At 61.0% G+C, this 20,755-nt stretch carries 17 protein-coding genes; 9 read left to right on the top strand and 8 right to left on the bottom strand.

Features of this window, described 5'->3' with window-relative positions; genetic code table 11:
• Positions 1–138 precede the first annotated feature (138 nt).
• The 7 genes from betA (at position 139) to yccS (ending at position 11,675) form a co-directional block, all read left to right on the top strand.
• The gene (betA, locus tag ACEN8Q_RS25270; RefSeq protein ID WP_413703897.1) at positions 139–1,842 is read left to right on the top strand and encodes a choline dehydrogenase; all 1,704 of its coding nucleotides are present in this window, start codon (positions 139–141) and stop codon (positions 1,840–1,842) included.
• Between the two features lie 278 nt (positions 1,843–2,120).
• Positions 2,121–3,563, top strand: coding sequence for a TldD/PmbA family protein (locus ACEN8Q_RS25265; protein WP_413426401.1), 1,443 nt, complete (start codon positions 2,121–2,123; stop codon positions 3,561–3,563).
• A complete protein-coding gene (locus ACEN8Q_RS25260) occupies positions 3,563–4,900 on the top strand; it encodes a TldD/PmbA family protein (RefSeq protein ID WP_413426399.1) in 1,338 nt (445 codons plus the stop codon). The genes ACEN8Q_RS25265 and ACEN8Q_RS25260 overlap by 1 nt, the downstream gene beginning before the upstream one ends.
• Positions 4,901–5,048: 148 nt before the next feature.
• A complete protein-coding gene (gene mdtD / locus ACEN8Q_RS25255; RefSeq protein WP_413426397.1) occupies positions 5,049–6,476 on the top strand; it encodes a multidrug transporter subunit MdtD in 1,428 nt (475 codons plus the stop codon).
• 105 nt (positions 6,477–6,581) lie between these two features.
• Positions 6,582–7,919 (top strand): ATP-dependent RNA helicase DbpA, encoded by a 1,338-nt coding sequence (dbpA, locus tag ACEN8Q_RS25250; protein WP_230853210.1) that lies wholly within the window; start codon positions 6,582–6,584, stop codon positions 7,917–7,919.
• 152 nt (positions 7,920–8,071) lie between these two features.
• Positions 8,072–9,250 carry an NAD(P)/FAD-dependent oxidoreductase gene (locus ACEN8Q_RS25245; RefSeq protein ID WP_413426395.1) on the top strand — a complete coding sequence of 393 codons (1,179 nt, stop codon included), beginning with the start codon at positions 8,072–8,074 and terminating at the stop codon, positions 9,248–9,250.
• A gap of 241 nt (positions 9,251–9,491) precedes the next feature.
• Positions 9,492–11,675 carry a YccS family putative transporter gene (yccS, locus tag ACEN8Q_RS25240; protein WP_413426393.1) on the top strand — a complete coding sequence of 728 codons (2,184 nt, stop codon included), beginning with the start codon at positions 9,492–9,494 and terminating at the stop codon, positions 11,673–11,675.
• 138 nt (positions 11,676–11,813) lie between these two features.
• Here the strand turns inward: yccS and ACEN8Q_RS25235 are convergent, their stop codons facing one another.
• Positions 11,814–12,551: a substrate-binding periplasmic protein gene (locus tag ACEN8Q_RS25235; protein ID WP_413703896.1), complete on the bottom strand. Its 738-nt coding sequence runs from the start codon at positions 12,549–12,551 to the stop codon at positions 11,814–11,816.
• 257 nt (positions 12,552–12,808) lie between these two features.
• Between ACEN8Q_RS25235 and ACEN8Q_RS25230 the strand changes: the two genes are divergently transcribed.
• Entirely contained in the window at positions 12,809–13,261 is a 453-nt protein-coding gene (locus tag ACEN8Q_RS25230; RefSeq protein WP_413426389.1) for a GNAT family N-acetyltransferase, read from the top strand.
• A gap of 140 nt (positions 13,262–13,401) precedes the next feature.
• Here the strand turns inward: ACEN8Q_RS25230 and ACEN8Q_RS25225 are convergent, their stop codons facing one another.
• From ACEN8Q_RS25225 to ACEN8Q_RS25215, 3 genes are read right to left on the bottom strand one after another with little or no spacing between them, the layout of a single operon-like run.
• The gene (locus ACEN8Q_RS25225; RefSeq protein WP_008033286.1) at positions 13,402–13,698 is read right to left on the bottom strand and encodes a winged helix-turn-helix domain-containing protein; all 297 of its coding nucleotides are present in this window, start codon (positions 13,696–13,698) and stop codon (positions 13,402–13,404) included.
• A gap of 37 nt (positions 13,699–13,735) precedes the next feature.
• Entirely contained in the window at positions 13,736–14,224 is a 489-nt protein-coding gene (locus ACEN8Q_RS25220; protein ID WP_413426387.1) for a M48 family metallopeptidase, read from the bottom strand.
• A gap of 45 nt (positions 14,225–14,269) precedes the next feature.
• Positions 14,270–16,393, bottom strand: coding sequence for a putative bifunctional diguanylate cyclase/phosphodiesterase (locus tag ACEN8Q_RS25215; protein ID WP_413426385.1), 2,124 nt, complete (start codon positions 16,391–16,393; stop codon positions 14,270–14,272).
• A gap of 323 nt (positions 16,394–16,716) precedes the next feature.
• Between ACEN8Q_RS25215 and ACEN8Q_RS25210 the strand changes: the two genes are divergently transcribed.
• Entirely contained in the window at positions 16,717–17,385 is a 669-nt protein-coding gene (locus ACEN8Q_RS25210; protein WP_413426383.1) for a polysaccharide lyase family 7 protein, read from the top strand.
• A gap of 221 nt (positions 17,386–17,606) precedes the next feature.
• Here ACEN8Q_RS25210 and fba read toward each other — a convergent pair whose 3' ends face one another.
• The 4 genes from fba to ACEN8Q_RS25190 form a co-directional block, all read right to left on the bottom strand.
• Positions 17,607–18,671, bottom strand: coding sequence for a class II fructose-bisphosphate aldolase (fba, locus tag ACEN8Q_RS25205; RefSeq protein WP_007981624.1), 1,065 nt, complete (start codon positions 18,669–18,671; stop codon positions 17,607–17,609).
• 268 nt (positions 18,672–18,939) lie between these two features.
• Positions 18,940–19,272 (bottom strand): MliC family protein, encoded by a 333-nt coding sequence (locus ACEN8Q_RS25200; RefSeq protein ID WP_413426380.1) that lies wholly within the window; start codon positions 19,270–19,272, stop codon positions 18,940–18,942.
• Positions 19,273–19,328: 56 nt separating this feature from the next.
• On the bottom strand, positions 19,329–19,550 hold the full coding sequence (locus tag ACEN8Q_RS25195; RefSeq protein WP_008019897.1) for a hypothetical protein: 222 nt from the start codon (positions 19,548–19,550) through the stop codon (positions 19,329–19,331).
• A gap of 35 nt (positions 19,551–19,585) precedes the next feature.
• Positions 19,586–20,749 carry a phosphoglycerate kinase gene (locus tag ACEN8Q_RS25190; protein WP_413426378.1) on the bottom strand — a complete coding sequence of 388 codons (1,164 nt, stop codon included), beginning with the start codon at positions 20,747–20,749 and terminating at the stop codon, positions 19,586–19,588.
• Between the last annotated feature and the right edge of the window lie 6 nt (positions 20,750–20,755).

Here is a 20,755-nt window from a genome sequence, read left to right as displayed (position 1 = left end):
TGCCTGCGAAGGCCACTTCGCGGGCAAGCCCGCTCCCACAGGACTACGCGTTCCAATGTGGGAGCGGGCTTGCTCGCGAATCGAGTGCGCAGCACTCGCCATGGCCTGACCTGACCAACTTCAAAGAGGGTGCATTCAATGTCCCAAGAATTCGACTACATCATCATCGGTGCCGGTTCCGCCGGTAACACCCTGGCGACCCGCCTGACCGAAGACGCAGGCGTCACCGTCCTGCTGCTCGAAGCGGGCGGCCCGGACTACCGTTTGGACTTCCGCACACAAATGCCGGCCGCCCTGGCGTTTCCGCTGCAAGGCCGTCGCTACAACTGGGCCTACGAAACCGATCCGGAACCACACATGGACGGTCGCCGGATGGAGTGCGGTCGCGGCAAGGGCCTCGGCGGTTCCTCGCTGATCAACGGCATGTGCTACATCCGTGGCAACGCCATGGACTACGACGGCTGGGCAAAATTGCCAGGTCTCGAGGACTGGTCGTACCTGGACTGCCTGCCCTATTTCAGAAAAGCGGAAACCCGCGACATCGGCCCGAACGACTACCACGGCGGCGAAGGCCCGGTCAGCGTGACCACGCCGAAAGCCGGCAACAACCCGCTGTTCCACGCCATGGTTGAAGCAGGCGTGCAGGCCGGTTACCCGCGCACCGAAGACTTGAACGGCTACCAGCAGGAAGGCTTCGGCCCGATGGACCGCACCGTGACGCCTAAAGGCCGTCGCTCCAGCACCGCTCGCGGCTACCTGGACACTGCTAAAAAGCGTTCGACCCTGACCATCGTCACCCACGCCCTGACCGACAAGATCCTGTTCGAAGGCAAGCGTGCGGTCGGCGTGCGTTACCTGGTCGGCGCGGCTGAAGAGCGTGTTGAGGTCAAGGCTCGCAAGGAAGTGCTGCTGTGCTCCGGCGCCATCGCTTCGCCGCAGATCCTGCAACGCTCCGGCGTCGGCCCGGCGAAACTGCTGCAAAGCCTCGACATTCCGGTGGTCCACGACCTGCCGGGCGTGGGTGAAAACCTGCAGGACCACCTTGAGTTGTACCTGCAATACGCTTGCACCCAACCGGTCTCGCTGTACCCGTCGCTGCTCTTGCACAACCAGCCGGCCATCGGTGCCGAGTGGCTGTTCAACGGCACCGGCATCGGTGCCAGCAACCAGTTCGAAGCCGGCGGATTCATCCGCACCCGCCCGGAATTCGAATGGCCGAACATCCAGTACCACTTCCTGCCGGTGGCGATTAACTACAACGGCAGCAACGGTGTGAAAGAGCACGGCTTCCAGGCGCACATGGGCTCCATGCGTTCGCCAAGCCGTGGTCGCATCCAGGTCAAGTCCAAGGACCCGCGCCAGCACCCGAGCATCCTGTTCAACTACATGGCCACCGAGCAGGACTGGCAGGAATTCCGCGACGGCATCCGCCTGACCCGTGAAATCATGCAGCAACCTGCACTGGACGCCTTCCGTGGTCGCGAGATCAGCCCGGGCATCGAAGTGCAAACCGATGAGCAACTGGACAAGTTCATCCGCGAACACGCCGAAACCGCGTTCCACCCGTCCTGCTCGTGCAAGATGGGCACCGACGAAATGGCCGTGGTCGATGGCGAAGGTCGCGTGCATGGCATGCAGGGCCTGCGTGTGGTCGATGCCTCGATCATGCCGATCATCACCACCGGCAACCTCAACGCCCCGACGATCATGATGGCCGAGAAAATCGCCGACAAGATCCGTGGCCGCAAGCCGTTGCCGCGCAGCACAGCCACTTACTATGTGGCGGCTGGAGCGCCGGTGAAGGGCAAGCCGGTGCGGGAAGTGAACGCTACTGCACAGTAAGACAGTTACACCGCGGTGCTGCCTTCGCGAGCAAGCCCGCTCCCACATTTGATCTCCAGTGGACACAGATCTTGTGAACAACCGGAATCAAATGTGGGAGCGGGCTTGCTCGCGAAGGGGGCCGACCAGACAACACCCTCTTCCCGGTAATCCCTCTCTACACCGCTCCACCCTTGATCCTCCCCCCTTGCAGGCCTAATCTAGCGCCACGCAAACGTTTCACCTCTTCCCCCTCGCAACACCGCTGCGCCGCCACTCCATACCCAGGAGGTTCACGAATGTTCGATTTCTACCCCCAGCTCAAGCAGCGCTTCGCCGCCTTGCGCACGGGTGCTGAATTCTTTTCCCTGCGTTATGTGCGCGAATCCGGGCAGTACCTGTCGGTGCGCAAGAACGTCGCCGAACCGCCAAGCCTGAGCCGTGACGAAGGGGCGATGCTGACCGTGCGAGTCAATGGCGTCGAGGCCTATGCGGCGACCAGTGATTTGTCGCAACAAGGCCTGCAAGCCGCCCTCGAACGCGCCGAACTCCAGGCCCGTCGGCTCAAGCCCCACGCCTTGCTGGACCTGCGCGAGCAAGCTGTTTCCAGCGACCGCGCCGATTACTATTCGCCCAACCTCGACCAGGCCTTCCCGTCCCTGAGCGACTGCTACACGTTACTCGGTGCCGAATCCGCCGCCGTGCCCAAGGACGAGCGCCTGGTGAACTGGCAGGTCAGCCTCGGCATCACCCACGTCGAACAGATTTACCTCAACAGCGCCGGTGCCGAACTGCGTCAGGCCCAACGCTTTGTGTACCCCGGCCTGGATGTCACGGCCTACGACGGCAACGACAGCCAGACCCGCAGCCTGGGTCGCGAGAACTTCGGTCAGCAAGGCGCGGCGGACGTCATCAGCCGCTGCGGGCTGATCGGTGCCGGTATCCAGGTGGCCGATCAGGCCCTGCAATTGCTGCTGGCGCCAAACACCCCGCAAGGCCAGCGTGACCTGCTGCTGATGCCCGACCAGATGATGCTGCAAATCCACGAATCCATCGGTCACCCGCTGGAGCTGGACCGCATCCTCGGCGACGAGCGCAATTACGCCGGCACCAGTTTCGTCAAAGCCGAAGATTTCGGCCGCCTGCAATACGGTTCCGGCCTGCTCAACGTGACCTTCGACCCGGACATCCCCGAGGAGCTCGCCAGCTACGGCCATGACGACGACGGCACGCCCGCCAGCAAACAGTTCCTGATCCGCGAAGGCTTGTTGCTGCGCCCGTTGGGCGGCGCACTGTCACAATTCCGTGCCGGCATGGACGGCGTCGCCAACAGCCGTGCCTGCGGCTGGAACCGTCCGCCGATCGACCGCATGGCCAACCTCAACATCGAGCCGGGCGACCAGTCCATTGAACAACTGATCGGCGGCATCGAGCACGGCGTGCTGATGTCGACCAACCGCTCCTGGTCGATCGACGATGCCCGCAACAAATTCCAGTTCGGCTGTGAGTGGGGCCAACTGATTGAAAACGGCGAACTCAAGGGTGTGGTGAAGAATCCCAATTACAGGGGCATCTCCGCACAGTTCTGGAAAAGCCTCAGCGCCGTCGGCGATGCCAGTACCTTCAGGGTCCTCGGCACACCGAACTGCGGCAAGGGTGAACCGAACCAGGTGATCCGCGTCGGCCACGCGTCACCGGCCTGCGTATTCAGCAACGTTGATGTATTCGGAGGAGACGCCTGATGAATCCTTCAAACAGTTCGTCCGCGTCGTTCAAGGCACTGGTCAACAGCCTGCGTGAAGCGCTTCGCGAACCCGAGCAGTTCACCCTCAGCTATGCTGCCGAATCGTCGGCCTTCGTGCGTTTCAATCACGCCAAGGTACGTCAGGCCGGTCAGGTGCAGCAGGCGAGTATCGGCCTGAAGCTGATCAACGAAGGTCGGCATGCCGACCTGCACATCACCCTGGCCGGCGATCCCCAGGTCGATCTGCAACGCTTGACCGAAGGCCTGCAACAGCTGCGGGAAACCTTGCCGCTGCTGCCTCAGGATCCTTATCTGCTGCTCAACCACAATGGCTGGCAGAGCAACAACGTGCAGTCGCATCCACTGCCGGACACCGAGCAGGTGGTCGCGCAGATTACCCAGGCCGCCGAAGGACTGGATCTTGTCGGTTTTTACGCTGCCGGACCGATCAGCCGGGGCTTTGCCAGTTCTTCGGGTGCCTTCGGCTGGCATCAGGCCAACAGTTTCAATTTCGACTTCAGCCTGTTCCACGAGAACGGCCAGGCCGTGAAAGCCAGCTACGCCGGGCACGACTGGAGCAGCGAAGGCTTTGCCAAACGCTTCCGGCAAGCCCGCGAACAGCTTGAGTTTCTGGGCCGACCACTGCGCACTTTGGCGCCCGGCCAGTACCGCGCTTACCTGGCACCGGCGGCGCTGGAAGAAATCATGGGCATGCTGTGCTGGGGTGGCTTCTCGGCACAGTCGATTGCCAGCAAAAGCAGCCCGCTGCAAAAGCTCTATGGTGGCGACAGCGCTTTCAGCCCGCTGGTCTCGCTGGATGAAAAAGTCAGCGGCTCGCTGAGCCCGGCGTTTTCCGATGAAGGTTATCCACGCAGTGATCTGGAGTTGATCGTCGGTGGCAAGGCCGGGGCACAACTGGTCAGCTCGCGCAGCGCGGCGGAATACGGTTTGACCGCCAATGGCGCCAGCGGCGGTGAATCGCCGAGCGCGCTGAACATGAAAGCCGGGCTATTGCCTGACACCGACATCCTCAAGCAACTGGGCACGGGGTTGTACATCAGCAACCTGTGGTACCTGAACTTCTCGGATCAACCGGCCGCACGCCTGACCGGCATGACCCGCTTTGCCACGTTCTGGGTCGAGAACGGCGAGATTCAGGCGCCGGTCAGCACCATGCGCTTTGATGACAGCGCCTTCAGCCTGCTCGGTTCGCAGCTCGAAGCGCTGACCGCAGAGCGGGAGTTGTTGCTGTCGGCGAGCACCTATAGCCAGCGGGCGACGGCGTCGGCGTTGTTGCCGGGGGCACTCGTGAGCCGACTGACATTAACGCTGTAAACACGCATACACCTGTAGGAGCGAGCTTGCTCGCGATGGTCGTGAACGATGACGCGTGCTACATGGAAAAATGCGCCGTCTCCACATTCATCGCGAGCAAGTTCGCTCCCACAGGAACGGTGTAAAGTTCACACGGACAAGAGGTCCCATGCCCAACCGCCCGCCTCTCGACGCCGTCACCGCCCGCTGGGTGCCGTGGGTCGTCGCCATCGCGTTTTTCATGCAGTCCCTCGACGGGACGATTCTCAACACCGCCCTGCCGGCCATGGCCCGCGACCTGGCCGAAGACCCCTTGCGCATGCAGGGTGTGATCATCGCCTACATGCTCACGGTCGCCTTGCTGATTCCCGCTTCGGGCTGGATCGCCGACCGTTTTGGCACCAAGAAGATCTTCTTCAGCGCAATCCTGCTGTTCAGTCTCGGTTCGTTGCTCTGCGCACTGTCGAGCAGCCTGAGCCTGCTGATCGGCGCGCGGGTGATCCAGGGCCTGGGTGGCGCGCTGATGTTGCCGGTCGGGCGGCTGGTGGTGCTGCGTGCCTACCCGCGCTCGGAGCTGGTGCGGATCATGGGCTTCATCACCATTCCCGGGCTGCTCGGCCCGCTGATCGGCCCGACCATGGGCGGCTGGATGGTGCAATACCTGACCTGGCACTGGATCTTCCTGATCAACCTGCCGGTGGGGCTGGTCGGTTGCTACGCCGTGTGGAAATTCATCCCGGACCTGCGCGGTTCCGAGCGCACCCGTTTCGATAGCCTGGGCTTCGTGCTGTTCGGCGCGGCGATGATTCTGATCACCATCGCCATGGAAGGCCTGGGCGAATTGCACCTGCCGCACCTGCGGGTGATGTTGCTGTTGTTCGGCGGCATGGCTTGTCTCGCCGCATACTGGCTGCGCGCCGGGCATGTCGAGAATCCGCTGTTTGCACCGTCGCTGTTCAAGACCCGGACCTTTGCCGTGGGCATTCTCGGCAACCTGTTCGCCCGCCTCGGCAGCGGCGCCCTGCCCTTTCTGGTGCCGTTGTTGCTGCAAGTGGCGCTGGGTTACTCGCCGTCCCAGGCCGGGATGAGCATGCTGCCGCTGGCGGCAGCGGCGATGATCGCCAAGTGGGTGGCGCGGCCGTTGATCGAACGTCTGGGTTATCGCATCGTGCTCACCGGCAACACCCTGGCGCTGGGCATCATGCTGGCGAGCATGGGCCTGGTCAGCGAGCAGACGCCGTACTGGCTGCTGCTGTGCCTGCTGGCGATCCTTGGCGCGATCAACTCCTTGCAGTTCACCGCGATGAACACCGTGACCCTGATCGACCTCGACGATGCCAGCGCCAGCAGCGGCAACAGCCTGCTGTCGGTGGTCGCGCAATTGTCCCTGAGCCTGGGGGTTGCGTGTGCGGGCGCGCTGCTCGGTGGCTTTACGGCGGAGATTGGCAACGACGGGGTAGACACGGTCCTGGGAGCCTTCCAGCTGACATTTGTGACCGTCGGAATCATGGCCATGCTGGCCGCGACTATCTTCTCGCAACTGTCAAAGAATGACGGACGGCGAGTCAAACGTCCGGAAGAACACATAGAGCCTTAGGGCGAATGGCCATCGGACTGGTACACTGCGCGACATTTTGTTTTGCAGGCCAGTCCCGTGACCACCATCGCCACCGAATTTAATACTTTGCCGCTGTCCGCCGCCATGCTGGCTAACCTGGACTCCCTCGGTTATGCCCAGATGACGCCGATCCAGGCGCAAAGCTTGCCGGTGATCCTCAAGGGGATGGACCTGATCGCCCAGGCCAAGACCGGCAGCGGCAAGACCGCCGCGTTCGGCATCGGCCTGCTGAACCCGATCAATCCGCGCTACTTCGGTTGCCAGGCGCTGATCCTGTGCCCGACCCGCGAACTGGCTGACCAGGTCGCCAAGGAAATCCGTCGCCTGGCCCGTGCCGAAGACAACATCAAGGTCCTGACCCTGTGCGGCGGCGTGTCCCTCGGCCCGCAGATCGCTTCGCTGGAACACGGCGCGCACATCATCGTCGGCACCCCGGGGCGCATCCAGCAGCACCTGCGCAAGGGTTCGCTGGTGCTTCACGGCCTCAACACGCTGATCCTCGACGAAGCCGACCGCATGCTCGACATGGGTTTCTACGACTCCATCGAAGAAATCATCATGCAGGCCCCGGAGCGTCGCCAGACCCTGCTGTTCTCTGCCACCTACCCGGTCGGCATCAAGCAGCTGGCCTCGAAGTTCATGCGCAATCCGCAGCAGGTCAAGGCCGAAGCGTTCCACGACGACACGCAGATCGAGCAACGCTTCTACGAAATTTCCCCGGATGACCGCATGAGTGCGGTGACCAAGGTGCTTGGTCACTTCCGCCCGGCGTCCTGCGTGGCCTTCTGCTTCACCAAGCAACAGGTTCAGGAAACCGTCGATCACCTGACCGCCAAAGGCATTTCCGCCGTTGGCCTGCACGGCGATCTGGAACAGCGTGACCGCGACCAGGTGCTGGCGATGTTCGCCAACCGCAGTACTTCGGTACTGGTCGCCACCGACGTCGCCGCCCGCGGCCTCGACATCGACTCGCTGGACATGGTGATCAACGTTGAGCTGGCCCGTGATTCGGAAATCCACATCCACCGCGTGGGCCGTACCGGTCGTGCCGGCGAGAAAGGCCTGGCCATCAGCCTGGTCGCGCCGTCCGAAGCGCAGCGTGCACAAGCCATTGAACAACTGCAGAAGACGCCGTTGACCTGGGATCAGGTGGACAACCTCACCTCCAAGGGCGGCGGCCCGCTGCTGCCGCAGATGAGCACCCTGTGCATCGCTGCCGGCCGTAAGGACAAGGTTCGTCCGGGCGACATTCTTGGCGCACTGACCGGTGACGCCGGCATCCCCGGTGCCCAGGTCGGCAAGATCGCGATTTTCGACTTCCAGGCCTACGTGGCCGTGGAGCGCGGCGTCGCCAAGCAGGCCTTGCAGCGCCTGAACGACGGCAAGATCAAGGGCCGTTCGTTGCGCGTGCGCATCCTGTAACAACACGCCCCCCCCTGTAGGAGCGAGCATGCTCGCGATGGACGATGAAACACCGCTGGGCATCAGACAGCCAGCGTTATCGTTGACGACCATCGCGAGCATGCTCGCTCCTACAGGTCTGTTTTGTGGTGAGACATTTAGAGGACACCGTTTTGCGCTCTACCGAAGTCGTGATCATTGGCGCTGGCGCCGCAGGGTTGATGTGTGCACTGACCGCCGCCGGGCGCGGGCGCGAGGTGTTGCTGCTTGACCATGCCAACAAGGCCGGCAAGAAAATCCTGATGTCGGGCGGTGGCCGCTGCAATTTCACCAACATGTACACCGAGCCGGGCAACTTCCTCTCGCAGAATGCGCACTTCTGCAAATCCGCCCTGGCCCGTTACACCCAATGGGATTTCATCGGTATGGTGGCCAAGCATGGCGTGCCGTACCACGAGAAAAAACTCGGCCAGTTGTTCTGCGATAACAAGTCCAGCGACATCCTCGAAATGCTCCTCAACGAGTGCGATCAGGTCGGCGTCAGCCTGCACCTGGACACCTCGATCCAGACCATCGAGAGGCTTGAGAAGGGCTACCTGCTGGACACCACAATGGGCCAGATTACCTGCGAATCGCTAGTGATCGCCACTGGTGGTCTGTCGATCCCGACCCTGGGCGCCACCGGTTTCGGCTATCAGGTGGCCAGGCAGTTTGGCCACGAGCTGCTGCCGACCCGCGCAGGCCTGGTGCCGTTCACCATCACCGACCAGCTCAAGGCTTTGTGCACAGAGTTATCCGGTACGTCGGTGGATTGCCTGGTGAGCTGCAACGACCAGAGCTTCCGCGAGAACATCCTGTTCACCCACCGCGGCCTCAGCGGCCCGGCGATTTTGCAGATTTCGTCGTTCTGGGAGTCCGGCGATACCGTCGAGATCAACCTGCTGCCGGATCACGACGTGCCGGAGTGGCTGCAACAGCAACAGGCCGAACGCCCCAACAGCGAGTTGAAAACCCTGCTCGGGGAAATTTTCACCAAGAAGATGGCCAACCTGCTGGCGGACAACTGGTTTGTCTCCAAACCGATGAAGCAGTACACCCACGCCGAACTGGCCGATGTCGCGGAAAAACTGGCGAGTTGGAAAGTCGTGCCGGCGGGCACCGAAGGCTATCGCACCGCCGAGGTGACCCTGGGCGGCGTCAATACCAATGAAGTGTCGTCCAAGACCATGGAATCGCTGAAAAGCCCGGGGCTGTATTTCATCGGCGAAGTGCTCGACGTGACCGGACATCTGGGCGGGTTCAACTTTCAGTGGGCCTGGGCGTCAGGGTACGCGGCTGCGCAATACGTCTGACCGTACACATAACAACATGTGGGAGCGGGCTTGCTCGCGAAAGCGGACTGACAGTCAACATCTATGTTGAATGTACTGACCTCTTCGCGAGCAAGTCGAATCGTCGCACCGCCGCTCCCACATTTGTTTTATGTTGTTCGGTAAAGGAACAGATTTTGCTGTCTGATGTGATCGGCGCCATTGCGTCGGCGTCATTAGTGGCTCAATTTAGCGTCATTGCCTCGGAAGGCCTTCGCATTTCATGTCATCGACTTCATTCCGCCAGTCTCTGCGCCGCCTTTGGGCGCTGGATAAGTTCAGCTACAGCGTGCGGGTATTCATTGCCCTGACCGGCACCATGGCGCTGTGTTGGTATCAGGACGAAATGGGCCTGCTGATCCCGTTGTTCCTGGGGATTATCGCCAGCGCCCTGGCCGAAACCGACGACAGCTGGCAGGGCCGTCTCAACGCGCTGGCCGTGACGCTGGTGTGTTTCGCCGTTGCCGCCCTGTCTGTCGAACTGCTCTTCCCCTATCCCTCACTGTTTATCATCGCCTTCGCCCTCGCCGCGTTCTGCCTGACCATGCTCGGCGCCCTCGGCGAGCGCTATGGCGCGATTGCCTCGGCGACGTTGATTCTGTCGGTCTACACCATGATCGGCGTGGACCAGCGTGGCGGTGCGGTCACCGATGTCTGGCATGAGCCGGTGCTGCTGGTGGCCGGCGCTGCCTGGTACGGCCTGCTCTCGGTGTTGTGGCAGGCGCTGTTTTCCAATCAGCCGGTACAACAGAGCCTGGCGCGGTTGTTCCGCGAACTGGGCTTTTACCTGAAGTTGAAATCCTCGCTGTTCGAGCCGGTCCGGCAGATGGACGTGGAGGCGCGGCGCCTGGAACTGGCCCAGCAGAACGGCCGGGTGGTGGCGGCACTGAATGCCGCCAAGGAGATCATCCTGCACCGGGTCGGTAACGGTCGACCTGGGTCGAAAGTCAGCCGCTACCTGAAACTGTACTTCCTCGCCCAAGACATCCACGAACGTGCCAGCTCTTCGCACTACCCTTACAACGCCCTGGCCGAGGCCTTCTTCCACAGTGACGTGATGTTCCGCTGCCAGCGCCTGTTGCGCCAGCAAGGCAAAGCCTGCCGGGCCCTGGCCGAATCGATCCAGATGCGCCAGCCGTTCACCTATGACGCCGGTTTCGCCGAAGCCCTGAGCGACCTGGATGCCTCCCTCGAACACCTGCGCATCCAGAGCAACCCGGCCTGGCGCGGCTTGCTGCGCTCACTGCGGGCACTGGCGGCCAACCTCGGCACCCTCGACCGCTTGCTCAGCGATGCCAGTAACCCTGACGCCCTGGCCGACGCCACCGACAGCAGCCTGCTTGACCGTTCACCGCGCAACCTCAAGGACGTCTGGCTTCGTTTGCGCACGCAGCTGACGCCGACCTCGCTGCTGTTCCGCCATGCCCTGCGATTGCCCCTGGCACTGAGCATCGGCTACGCCATGGTGCATTTGATTCACCCGTCCCAAGGCTACTGGATCATCCTCACTACGCTGTTCGTCTGCCAACCGAACTACGGCGCCACCCGCCGCAAACTCGGTCAACGGATCATCGGCACCGCCATCGGCCTGACCCTGGCCTGGGCGCTGTTCGACCTGTTCCCGAACCCGCTGATCCAGTCGTGTTTCGCCATTGCCGCCGGGGTGGTGTTCTTTACCAACCGCACCACCCGCTACACCCTGGCGACGGCAGCAATCACCTTGATGGTGCTGTTCTGCTTCAACCAGGTGGGTGACGGTTACGGGCTGTTCCTGCCACGGTTGTTCGATACCTTGCTCGGCAGCCTGATCGCCGGGTTGGCGGTGTTTCTGTTCCTGCCGGACTGGCAGGGGCGGCGCCTGAACAAAGTGCTGGCCAACACCCTGGCCTGCAACAGCATTTACCTGCGCCAGATCATGCAGCAATACGCGGCGGGCAAAAGCGACGACCTGGCCTACCGCCTGGCCCGCCGCAACGCGCACAACGCCGACGCGGCGCTGTCGACCACACTGGCCAACATGCTGATGGAGCCCGGGCATTTCCGAAAGGAGGCGGATGTGGGCTTTCGCTTCCTGGTGCTGTCGCACACGCTACTCAGTTACCTGTCGGGCCTGGGCGCGCACCGTGAAACCCAACTTCCGGCGGGCGTGCATGAGCACTTGATCGAGGGCGCCGGGGTGAAACTGGCCGCCAGCATCGACGAGATCGCCCAAGGGCTGGCGAGCAAGTCTTCGATCGCGATTCAGAGCGATGAAGAGGAAGCACTGGCCAATGAACTGGAACAGATGCCTGATGAAATCGATGAAGGCCAGCGGCTGGTGCAGACGCAACTGGCACTGATTTGCCGTCAGCTCGGACCGTTGCGGACATTGGCGGCGCATCTGATCAAGGACACCAGCGAAGATTGAGACTTGTGGTGTCTGGGCGGGCCCCTTCGCGGGCAAGCCCGCTCCCACATTGGTTATGTGAACGACGAAATCTGGTGTGGGAGCGGGCTTGCTCGCGAAGAGGCCACCAGCAACAACACAGAATCCGGATCAACTCACTTACATCCCGTGCTGTTTCATCAACTTTTCATAACTCCCGTCCGCCTTCATGGCCGCGATCTCGCGGTCGAAACCGGCGACGATCTGCTCATGCTGCGGATTCTTCAGGCTGACCAGAATGTGCAGGCTGTTCTCGCTCAAAGCCTTGGGCAGGAACTCCACGGCGTTGCGTACCTTGGGTGACTCGCGGGCCAGGTAGTAGCGGGCAACGTACTCATCTTCCAGCGTCAGTTTGACCCGGTCGGCCGCGACCATGCGCACTGCCATGGCGAAGCTGTGCACCGGGACTTTCTGCAATGAGTCGTCCTTGTCGAACTCGGGCGAATAGGCGTAACCGCGCACGATGGCAATCGGATAGGTGTGCAATTGCTGCAGGTTGTTGAACTCGATGGACACGTCTTTGCGCTTGAGAAAGCGTACGCGATTGAGCAGGTACTTGCCGGAAAACTGGCCGAGTCTTGTACGCTCGTCGTTGTACCAGGCGTTTACCAGCACGTCGTATCGGCCCTCGCCCAATCCCATCAAGGCCCGTGCCCAGGGCACCTGTTCGAACTCACTGGCATAGCCGGCCCTGGCGAGCGCGGTACTGACAATGTCCGTGGCCAGACCACCGTTGACGAGCGTGGAATCGGTAAAGGGGGGCCAGGCATCAGCGACCAGCCGCAGTTTTTCTGCCGCCGCTCCCTGAACCAGCAACAGCAATCCAATCAAGGCAAAAGCTCGATGCAATCGCGGCATGCTAGAAAATCCTTAGCGGGCGGATTGCCCGGCGTGTTTTCAGCCAAAACCCCAAGGCCCCGTACCGGCAAGACCCGGGTGCTAAACATTAGCTCATCGAAGCCACAGCACAGCGCTTCGATCCAGATTACACAAAGAAGACATCCGCGCGAGAAATGAATGATGGCATTTTGGCCTATGTCACAGATTCTTCCGCCATAAAGACTTCTGACGTGAGTGCGCTTAGTATCGGAACGACGTTTTCAGGGAATCAAAACATGACAGTCGACTGGATCTGCAAACACCACAGCGACCTGGGCAAGGAGCAGCTGTACGCCATTTTGCAGCTGCGTGCAGAAGTGTTCGTCGTCGAGCAGCAATGCGCTTATCAAGATGTGGATGGCCAGGACCTGGAAGGTGACACTTGCCACTTGATGGCCTGGGACAGCAATCAACTTGTAGCCTACCTGCGGCTGCTCGACCCGGAACTGCAAGGCGGGGACGTAGTGATCGGTCGGGTGATCATTGCTCCCCACGCACGAGGCGCCGGGCTTGGACATGAGTTGATGGAGCAGGCGTTGAAGCAGATTGAAGAACGCTGGCCGGAAACGCCGATCTACCTCTCGGCCCAGGCGCATTTGCAGGGGTATTACGGGCGGTACGGGTTTGTCGTGACGGGCGAGGAATATGTGGAAGATGGCATTCCGCACATAGGGATGCGCCGTCCGTAAGGGCCTCTTCGTCGGAACGCCGCCCGGAGCAAGCCCGCTCCCACATTTGATATCTATCGCACACAAAACCTGTGTTCGCTGCTGATCTAATGTGGGAGCGGGCTTGCTCGCGAAGGCGTCAGTCAAACCACTGAAAGACTTCAGGGATACTCCAGCACCGCCTTGATCTGCCGCAGGTTACGCTCGATCCACCCGCGATCGATCGCACCCCACTCGCGAATCCGATAGCGCCCCGCATGGTTGCGCGCGCCTTCTTCCTGCTCGAATTCACAAACGATATCCAAATCCGCCAACGCCGCAATGGTGTCCTGTGCCGTGCGCCGGGGCATACCGGTGACATCGGTCAGCGCCGGGACGCTGCTGGCCAGCCCGCTGTCGATCAGGTACGCCACGTACAACCGGCGATAGAAGCTGCTCTTGGTCTTGCTTACGTCCATCCAATGCTCCTTATAAGATCGCAGCCTGCGGTAGCGCCTACAAATCCCGCCACGTCAGGTACACCCGCACATCGAATTCCACCTGGTGATAACCCGGCAGCATGTGCTCGCACAGTTTGTAGAACGCCTTGTTGTGGTCCGACTCCTTGAAGTGCGCCAGCTCATGCACCACGATCATTTTCAGGAACTCGGACGGCGCCTCCTTGAACAGCGAAGCGATGCGGATTTCCTTCTTGGCCTTGAGCTTGCCGCCTTGCACCCGGGAGATTGTGGTGTGCAGGCCGAGGGCACGGTGGGTCAGGTCCAGACGGTTGTCGAACAGCACCTTGTCGATGGCCGGAGCATTACGCAGGAACTCCTGCTTGAGGTCCAGGGCATAGGTGTACAGCGCCTTGTCACTCTGCACCCCATGCTTTTGCGGGTAACGCTGGCTCAGGTAATCGCCCAGCCGACCGTCGGCGATCAGCTGGCGCACCTGAGCCTGCAAGGTAGCAGGATAGGCCTGGAGATATTTCAACACGGTCATCGGGGCGGCAATACACGTCACTAAAAGGTCGCCAGTGTAGCGAATTCAGCAGGGTAACGCGCTCCAGTCAAACGGCTGGACAAACCGTCCGGTGTCTTCGGCCATCATCGGCCTGGCCACCAGGAAGCCTTGCACATATTCACAGCCATTGGCCTTCAACCATTCATACTGCGCGACGGTTTCCACCCCTTCGGCAATCACCAGCATCCCGAACTGTTTGCACAGGTCGATCACACTGCGCACCAGCGCCGCATCCCGTACCGACTCCGGCAACCGGGCGATCAGATGCCGGTCGATCTTGAGGGTATCCAGCTCCAGGTCGCGCAAGTGCGACAGGGAACACGGTCCGGCCCCGAAGTCATCCAATGCCACGCGTACGCCCAGATTGTGCAGCAGACGCAATTGCTTGCGGGTTTCTTCGGGGTTGCGCATCAAGGCCTCTTCCGTGACCTCGACTTCCAGATGATGCGGTTGCAAGCCATGACGCTCCAGCACCTGGCGCAACTCAGTGACCAGGTTGGGCATGCCGAACTGCGTACTGCTCAAACTGACGCCGAGCACCAGGTCCTCGGTAAACAGGGATTCCCAGGCTTTGCGTTGCCCGGCGCTGCGATGATAGATCCAGCTCCCCAGACGACTGATCAGCCGCGCCTCTTCCAGCAGCGGCAAAAACAGCCCCGGGGGGACATCGCCAACGCTCGGATGCTGCCAGCGCAACAAGGCCTCGAAGCCACGAATCCGCCCGTCGGCAATCGCAACCTGAGGCTGATACACCAGATTGAAATCCCGGTTCTCGATGGCTGTGCGCACACTTTCTTCCAGCATCAACCGCGTACGCGCCCGACCGTTCATATCGTGATCGTAGAAGCGATATTGCTGGCGACCGGCACGCTTGGCTTCGTACATGGCGATGTCGGCCGCACGCAGCATCCCGTCGAGATTGGCACCACAATCAGGGAATGTGGCGATGCCGATGCTGGCACCCAGGGCGATATCGAGGCCGTCGATCTGCTGACAGATCGACACTCGCTCGATGAGCTTCTCGGCAATCTTCGCCGCCTGCTCGGGGAACTCCAGATCCAGCAGCGCGGTGAATTCGTCGCCGCCCATCCGCGCCAGAATGTCGAAGGGTCGCAGGCAGGCCTTCAACTGTTCGGAGACCCAACGCAACACCCGATCGCCGGCATCGTGCCCGAGCGAATCATTGACGCGCTTGAAGCCGTCGAGGTCCAGGTACATCAAGACCCATGCACTGTCGGAACGCTCACCGCGCAACAGCAGGTTCTCTACGGTCTGGTAAAAACCCCGGCGGTTGAGCAACCCGGTCAGCGGATCGGTGACCGCCTGAAATTCCAGCTGCTGATGCAGATGACGCACCACCGACATGTCCAGCACGGTCACTACCATCGCATGTTGCTCGGCAGGCAACGGTGCGCAGGACAAGGCCACTGGCACCTGCTGGCCGGGCGCCGTACGCAGCAGGGCATCGTGCAGGCGCAGGGTTTCACCGCGTTTGTATCCGGCCAGCAACTCGGAATCGGCCCAGATCGGGATATGCGGTTTTTGCAGGTAGTCCAGAAACTCCTTGCCTTGCAGTTCCTGCACCGTGGCATTGAGCAGCCGCGACATGGCCGGATTGGCAAAACGAATCAGACCGTCCTCACCCAATACCAGAATGCCTTCGGCGGCGTTATCCAGCACCGACGCATTAAAGGCACGAGCGGATTCCAGATCATGACTCAGGCGCTGCAAGGCCCGGCGATTTCGCTGGTGTTCGAGCAATGCCTGGACCTTGGGCGTGAAGATCTGCGGGTCAAACGGCTTGAACAGGTAATCCACCGCACCGCTGGCATAGCCCTTGATCACCGCGTCCAGGGACTGTTCGTTGGCGGTCAGGAAAATGATCGGCGTGAGACGGGTCCGCTGGCTACCGCGCATCAGGCGCGCGACTTCATAACCATCCATGCCCGGCATCTGCACGTCCAGCAGCACCAGGTCGATATCGTGTTCAAGCAACAAGCCGAGGGCCTCGAAGCCCGAGGCGGCAGTAATGACCCGCCAGTCCTGGCGCTGTAACAACGCGCGCATGCTGATCAGGTTTTCGGGGTAATCGTCGACGACTAAAAGGGTTGAGCCGCCTTCTACTGGCGTGGGTTGCGCGCATTCCATGCTGCTTCTCTTATTGCGGGGCGTCAGACCGGTTTCTCGTGAAAACCGGACAAATACTGTGCTTTCACTCTAGACCCGGTTCTGCAAAAGCAGAAGGTGTCAGTGAGCCATCATTTAATCATAGTGTCTTTTTACCGACTAACGGTCGATGGTTCAGGCGATGGAAACCGGGAAAGATGGCGTTTCGACAGGATGTTGACGTCAGCCACCCGTCAGACAGGCGTTAACAAAATCTCCCGCTACGCTTATAAAGGCCGCCCCCGAAGGTGCGGGCTAGAGCTTCTGGCACGTCCGTGCAGCATGAATCAAGTGGAAGAACCGACATGATCGATCTTGCAACCTGGAACCTCAGCGTCCCCGTCGGCAGCCCGCCGTACACCGTTGAAACCTCCAAGCTGGTGAATGGCTTCAAGGATCAATACTTCCATTCCGACACCGGCACCTTGTTTTTCTGGTCGCCCGTGACCGGTTCCCGTACCGAAAACGCGATTTATCCACGCACCGAACTGCGTGAAACCTACAGCAACGGCACATTGAAAAACTGGTACTACCCGGACGCCGACAACTTGTTGCATGCCACTTTGGCCGTTAACCAGGTGCCCAGTTCCGGGAAAATCGTCATCGGCCAGATTCATGCCTATCAAAGCCAGAAACCGCTGGTGAAGGTCGAATACCAATACAAGACAAGTACAGCCACCGGCAACATCGTCGCCAAGGTCCGGATGCATCCGGATGACGATGAGGGTCGGGTGATCATTGTTGCGACGGGGGTGAAACTCGATCAGCAGTTCAACTATCTCATTCACCTCAGCCCCGGTGGCGCCTTGGGCATCAGCGCGGCGGGCTATAACTGGGATACGCAAATCAGCACAACCTGGCGCGACAAACCGCTGTACTTCAAGGCCGGGGTCTATGTGCAGGACAACACCGGGTACACCACTGAAGGCGGGAAAGTGACCTTCAGCAAGCTGGATATCGATCACAACAATTGATATCGAGGCACTGTTGACCTTGTGGGAGCGGGCTTGCTCCGGGCGGCGTTCCGACGAAGGCGTAGTGTCAGACGACATTAATGTTGAATGACACACCGCTTTCGTCGGAACGCCGCCCGGAGCAAGCCCGCTCCCACACTGTCCGCGTCGACCATGGATCTTCGCCCATAAAAAACCCGCCTGTCTCGGCGGGTTTTTTATGGGGCTCAAACGCGAAAGGCTTAGTTGACCTTGGCGTTCAACTCACCTTTCAGGTAACGCTGATACATGCCTTCCAGCGAGATCGCCTTGATCTTCGAAGCGTTACCGGCGGTGCCGAAGGCTTCGTAGCGAGCGATGCACACGTCGCGCATGGCGGTCACGGTGGCGCCGAAGAATTTACGCGGGTCGAATTCGCTCGGGTTGGTGGCCATCAGGCGACGCATTGCGCCAGTGGATGCCAGGCGCAGGTCGGTGTCGATGTTGACCTTGCGCACGCCGTGCTTGATGCCTTCGACGATTTCTTCAACCGGTACGCCGTAGGTTTCCTTGATGTCGCCGCCGTACTGGTTGATGATCGCCAGCCACTCTTGCGGAACCGAAGACGAACCGTGCATCACCAGGTGAGTGTTCGGAATGCGCTTGTGGATTTCCTTGATGCGGTCGATCGCCAGCACGTCGCCGGTAGGCGGCTTGGTGAACTTGTAGGCGCCGTGGCTGGTGCCGATGGCGATGGCCAGGGCATCAACCTGAGTGCGTTTTACGAAGTCAGCGGCTTCTTCCGGGTCGGTCAGCATCTGGCTGTGATCCAGAACGCCTTCGGCGCCGATGCCGTCTTCTTCACCGGCCATGCCGGTTTCCAGCGAACCCAGGCAGCCCAGCTCGCCTTCTACCGAAACGCCACAGGCGTGAGCCATGGCCACGGTCTGCTGGGTCACACGGACGTTGTAGTCGTAGTCGGTCGGGGTCTTGCCGTCTTCACCCAGGGAGCCGTCCATCATCACCGAGCTGAAGCCCAGCTGGATGGAGCGCTGGCAGACGTCAGGGCTGGTGCCGTGGTCCTGGTGCATGCACACCGGAATGTGCGGGAATTCTTCGATGGCTGCCAGGATCAGGTGACGCAGGAACGGTGCACCGGCGTATTTGCGAGCACCGGCCGAAGCCTGGACGATCACCGGGGAGTCAGTCTTGTCAGCGGCTTCCATGATGGCGCGCATCTGCTCAAGGTTGTTGACGTTGAAGGCTGGAACGCCGTAGCCGAACTCGGCTGCGTGGTCCAGCATCTGGCGCATGCTGATAAGTGCCATTGTATGTATCTCTCCCGGTTGAGGGTCGTTAATCGTGCCAGCCTGCCGGAGCGGCGGCGGCTATTCAAGTTATTGCAGATCGGGGGTTAAGCCCGGGCTGCGAATTTGGTGTTGCATCAATCTTAATCACAACACAAAACAACTGTGGGAGCGGCGGTGCGACGTTTCGACTTGCTCGCGAATGCGATTTAACATTCGACATTCATGCAAGCTGATCCACCGCTTTCGCGAGCAAGCCCGCTCCCACATGGGGTCCGTGGTGTTTCAGTTATTGCGCCTTACAACCGCGGCCAATCAAATCATTGGTGGCGACCCAGTAAACCAGGCCTTCCTCACCTTTTATGTGAAACGCCAGCATGTCATTGCTGTACAGCGAACCCGACGCACCCGGTTCCTGCTTCAAACGGTAGACCTGATCCGCACCGCCCAGGCGCACGTCGACTTCTTTGCGGCTGTCGTCGGTGTAACGCCACAGCACTTTGGCCTGGCTGTCGCAGGTCCAGGTGGTCCAGTTATCCACAGGTGCGGACGACTGGAACAGGTTCAGCTGAGCACAACCAGCCAACAGCGCCAGCGCCGTAACGGCGATAAAACCTTTCATCCGTGTCCCTCGGCTGACGGCGCACGCCGCCAGCCCTGAGTAAAGAGTCAGACCCGTCAAGGGCAGCCATGTTCCTTGGCGGGTGCCTGGGTCTCGTATTTGTCCAGGCCCTCGGGCCCGGAGCGCTTGTTGAGCACCGGGTTGGTTTCCGCCTGCCAGTCCGCCTGATAACAGCCGTTGCGTGACGCCGGCGCCTCGGGCTCCGGCGTGGCTTTCGGGCTGCTCCCGCAAGCCGCCAGTGAACCCGCGACGATCAACAGCGCTAACGTCTTGACCATGTCAACACTCCCTTGCCTGGTCAAACGGGCGACCCTCAGGCCTTGGCCCGGCTTTCCAGGACTTCGACGGCTGGCAGGACCTTGCCTTCGACGAACTCGAGGAACGCGCCACCACCGGTGGAAATGTAGGAGATCTGCTCGGCCACGCCATACTTGTCGATGGCAGCCAGGGTGTCGCCACCGCCAGCGATAGAGAACGCCGCGCTGTCCGCGATGGCCTGGGCCAACACTTTGGTGCCGTTACCGAACTGGTCGAATTCGAATACGCCAACCGGGCCGTTCCACAGGATGGTTTTCGACGATTTCAGCAGCTCGGCAAAATTCGCGGCGGTCTGCGGGCCGATGTCGAGGATCATGTCGTCGGCAGCGACGTCAGCGATCAACTTGACGGTTGCAGCGGCGCTGTCAGCGAATTCCTTGGCAACCACCACGTCCACTGGCAGCGGTACGCTGACTTTGGCGGCGATGGCGCGAGCGGTGTCGAGCAGGTCCGGCTCGTACAGCGACTTGCCGACCGGGTGACCGGCAGCGGCCAGGAAGGTGTTGGCAATGCCGCCGCCGACGATCAACTGGTCGCAGATCTGGCTCAGGCTGTTCAGTACGTCGAGTTTGGTCGACACCTTGGAGCCGGCAACAATGGCAGCCATTGGCTGGGCCGGAGCGCCCAGGGCCTTGCCCAGTGCATCCAGCTCAGCAGCCAGCAGCGGGCCGGCAGCGGCGATCTTGGCAAACTTGGCCACGCCGTGGGTCGAACCCTCGGCACGGTGCGCGGTGCCGAAGGCGTCCATCACGAACACGTCGCACAGGGCAGCATATTGCTGAGCCAGTTCGTCGGCGTTCTTTTTCTCGCCTTTGTTGAAGCGCACGTTTTCGAACAGCACGATGTCGCCGGCCTTGACGTCAACGCCGCCCAGGTAGTCGGCCACCAGCGGCACTTCGCGGCCCAGGGCGCGGCTCAGGTAGTCGGCGACTGGCTTGAGGCTGTTCTCGGCCGAGAACTCGCCTTCGGTCGGACGGCCAAGGTGCGAGCAGACCATCACGGCCGCGCCTTTTTCCAGGGCCAGCTTGATGGTCGGCAGCGAGGCCAGGATACGCGCATCGCTGGTGACAACACCGTCCTTGACTGGGACGTTGAGGTCTTCGCGGATCAATACGCGCTTACCTTGCAGATCGAGGTCGGACATCTTCAACACGGTCATGGGTCG

Source organism: Pseudomonas sp. Pseusp16 (genome assembly GCF_047324915.1).
In the GTDB taxonomy this organism is placed as follows: domain Bacteria; phylum Pseudomonadota; class Gammaproteobacteria; order Pseudomonadales; family Pseudomonadaceae; genus Aquipseudomonas; species Aquipseudomonas fluorescens_CD.
Note: the sequence above shows the minus strand (reverse complement) of the source record. Positions and strands in the feature narration are given on the sequence as shown.

Excerpts from the sequence above, each read along its gene's own strand:
- betA (WP_413703897.1), top strand. The coding sequence starts at position 139 with ATGTCCCAAGAATTCGACTACATCATCATCGGTGCCGGTTCCGCCGGT.
- ACEN8Q_RS25265 (WP_413426401.1), top strand. The coding sequence starts at position 2,121 with ATGTTCGATTTCTACCCCCAGCTCAAGCAGCGCTTCGCCGCCTTGCGC.
- ACEN8Q_RS25260 (WP_413426399.1), top strand. The coding sequence starts at position 3,563 with ATGAATCCTTCAAACAGTTCGTCCGCGTCGTTCAAGGCACTGGTCAAC.
- mdtD (WP_413426397.1), top strand. The coding sequence starts at position 5,049 with ATGCCCAACCGCCCGCCTCTCGACGCCGTCACCGCCCGCTGGGTGCCG.
- dbpA (WP_230853210.1), top strand. The coding sequence starts at position 6,582 with ATGCTGGCTAACCTGGACTCCCTCGGTTATGCCCAGATGACGCCGATC.
- yccS (WP_413426393.1), top strand. The coding sequence starts at position 9,492 with ATGTCATCGACTTCATTCCGCCAGTCTCTGCGCCGCCTTTGGGCGCTG.
- ACEN8Q_RS25235 (WP_413703896.1), bottom strand. The coding sequence starts at position 12,551 with ATGCCGCGATTGCATCGAGCTTTTGCCTTGATTGGATTGCTGTTGCTG.
- ACEN8Q_RS25230 (WP_413426389.1), top strand. The coding sequence starts at position 12,809 with ATGACAGTCGACTGGATCTGCAAACACCACAGCGACCTGGGCAAGGAG.
- ACEN8Q_RS25225 (WP_008033286.1), bottom strand. The coding sequence starts at position 13,698 with ATGGACGTAAGCAAGACCAAGAGCAGCTTCTATCGCCGGTTGTACGTG.
- ACEN8Q_RS25220 (WP_413426387.1), bottom strand. The coding sequence starts at position 14,224 with ATGACCGTGTTGAAATATCTCCAGGCCTATCCTGCTACCTTGCAGGCT.
- ACEN8Q_RS25215 (WP_413426385.1), bottom strand. The coding sequence starts at position 16,393 with ATGGAATGCGCGCAACCCACGCCAGTAGAAGGCGGCTCAACCCTTTTA.
- ACEN8Q_RS25210 (WP_413426383.1), top strand. The coding sequence starts at position 16,717 with ATGATCGATCTTGCAACCTGGAACCTCAGCGTCCCCGTCGGCAGCCCG.
- fba (WP_007981624.1), bottom strand. The coding sequence starts at position 18,671 with ATGGCACTTATCAGCATGCGCCAGATGCTGGACCACGCAGCCGAGTTC.
- ACEN8Q_RS25200 (WP_413426380.1), bottom strand. The coding sequence starts at position 19,272 with ATGAAAGGTTTTATCGCCGTTACGGCGCTGGCGCTGTTGGCTGGTTGT.
- ACEN8Q_RS25195 (WP_008019897.1), bottom strand. The coding sequence starts at position 19,550 with ATGGTCAAGACGTTAGCGCTGTTGATCGTCGCGGGTTCACTGGCGGCT.
- ACEN8Q_RS25190 (WP_413426378.1), bottom strand. The coding sequence starts at position 20,749 with ATGACCGTGTTGAAGATGTCCGACCTCGATCTGCAAGGTAAGCGCGTA.